Genomic DNA, 2,333 nt, shown 5'->3' with positions numbered 1-2,333 from the left:
TTTAAAGCTGAAAAATCCTGCTTATTATGTCCTCGCACACTTTAGACCTCCCTTTCAAATGTTCCTCCTTCAATACCTCTATAGCTCTATTTACATATGCATTTGAAGTACTCTTCAAAAGTATCTCTGCTAATTTTTCATTATCTTTAGTACCTTTCTTGTGCTTAAAAGTCTCTAGCCTTTCTTTGTAAACACCCTCACCATTATGTTTTATCTTATTTATAAATGGTGATAGCTCTTTTATAGCTTTCCACTCTTTATATTCTTTTATAGCTTTATCCACAATGTATCTATTATTCTTCATTGCTACTTCTCTTTTTTTGTAATTACTATCATGGATGCCGACTAGCTTATCTATGTCATATACTTCATATAATGGATTTTTATTTACTATTTCTTCAATATCCCTTGGTACAGCCAAATCGAATAATAATAAGTTCTTGTTAGGCAACTCCTTTAAATGAACCACCGTATGAGGAGCAGATGTACAAGATATAACACAATCCACCGCTTCATAATATTTATTTATATCCTTAAAAGGTATTATTTTCACTCTGACGTCTTCTATATTAACCTTTTGAATATCTCTAACTGCAATATATAATAAATCTATTTTACCTTCTAATATATATTTTGTGGTTAATTCCCCTACCGCTCCATATCCTAAAATTATAAAGTTTTTATGTCCTCTACCCAATGCCTGTTTAACTACCATGGAAGATGATGAAACTGGTATATCACTTATTTTAGATTTAGTTCTAAACTCCTTGCCACAAGCAATAGCATTCTCAAAAAGTCTCTGAAGTTCCTTGCAATTTGTTTTTGAACCTTTTGCAACATAATAAGCATCCCGAACCTGTCCTAAAATTTGATCCTCTCCAAGTAATTGTGAATCAAATCCACAAACAACATCCATTAAATGCTTTATTGCTTTCTCTTCCTTATAACTTTCTACACACTTTATTAAAGTTTTATCCCAATTTAGTGCTTCAAAAATTTTTTCTACAATATCTTCATCCTTGGATTTAAAATATATTTCCGTCCTATTACATGTACTTAAAATAACTGCCTCTTCGCAAATATTTAAAAGAGCTACTAAGCACTTTTCTTGACGTTTTGGTATAATGGAAAACTTCTCCCTGATTTCTATTTTAACATCTTGCTTTAGTCCTATAAGTTGTATCATTTCATCATCTCCAAAAATACATCATAACTGAGTATAGTGTTACTAAATAAAACATCGCGCCATACATTAGTTTTATTGTATCTATTATATGTTCTTTACCCAAATCTTTTATTTTATTTCCTATAGTTGGTTTATACATTTTTTCTCCAAAATATACATTCGTACCACCTAATTGAACCCTCATAGCCCCTGCCGCTGCCCCTTCTGGATAAGCACAATTAGGGCTTTTATGATTTTTTCTATCTCTTATCATTACCTTTAAACTCTCTACAATATTTCCCCCAACCAATGGTGCTGCCAAACAAATTAAAAATCCTGTTACTCTAGCTGGTATGAAATTAAATACATCATCTGTTTTAGCAGGGAAAAATCCAATATGTTTATATTTTTCATTCATATATCCAAGCATTGAATCCATAGTATTTATACCCTTATACATCATAGCTAAAGGTGCTCCCCCTAGTATTGCATATAAAATAGGAGCTATAACACCATCCGCTGTATTTTCTGCAATTGTCTCCACATCAGCTCTTACTATTTCATATTCATTAAGATCTTTTGTATCTCTCCCTACAAGGTAAGATAATTTAACTCTTGCGTCATCAGCATCATTTTTAAGTAAAGAATCATACACCTTTTTACCTTCTTTATGAAGGCATTTAGTAGCTATTGTTGTCCAGAGCAATATTATATTGAGAATATGGTATATCAAAAAAAACTCTTTAGACATCATCAAAATTATAAAGGGTACTATAAAACTAAAAAATGCTACTGTAGTTACAATAATTCCTCCAAAAGTTTTAATTTGCTTATGAGTCTTGCATACCTTTCTGCCGAGCTTTTCCATTTCAGAAATAAGTTTTCCTATATAAATTATTGGGTGTGGAAACCAATATGGATCTCCAATTAATAAGTCTAACATAACCGCTAATATTAAATCTACTACATTCGTTACCAATAGTATTTCCATGTTAATTCCTCACTATCTACTGCTTATTTCTACTTGTTTCAACTTGTTTTTGCTTACTTATTTATTCCTACTTGTTACTTTCGTTTCTCTCGTTTCTTTGCTTTCGTTTCTTTGCGTTTCTTTGGGGACAGTTAATGCCTTTTGAACTTATTTTTAAATTAGTTGTTAACTGTCCCC

2 protein-coding genes are annotated in these 2,333 nt (G+C 31.3%); both read right to left on the bottom strand.

Features of this window, described 5'->3' with window-relative positions:
* Position 1: 1 nt before the first annotated feature.
* A complete protein-coding gene (gene hemA / locus JJE11_RS17500) occupies positions 2-1,186 on the bottom strand; it encodes a glutamyl-tRNA reductase (protein ID WP_291637948.1) in 1,185 nt (394 codons plus the stop codon).
* A 4-nt stretch (positions 1,187-1,190) separates the two neighbouring features.
* Positions 1,191-2,156, bottom strand: coding sequence for an adenosylcobinamide-phosphate synthase CbiB (gene cbiB / locus JJE11_RS17495; RefSeq protein WP_291637946.1), 966 nt, complete (start codon positions 2,154-2,156; stop codon positions 1,191-1,193).
* Positions 2,157-2,333: the final 177 nt, after the last annotated feature.

It is taken from the genome of Clostridium sp., from assembly GCF_016650095.1.
In the GTDB taxonomy this organism is placed as follows: Bacteria; Bacillota; Clostridia; order Clostridiales; family Clostridiaceae; genus Clostridium_AD.
This window is presented reverse-complemented; position numbering and strand designations above follow the sequence as displayed.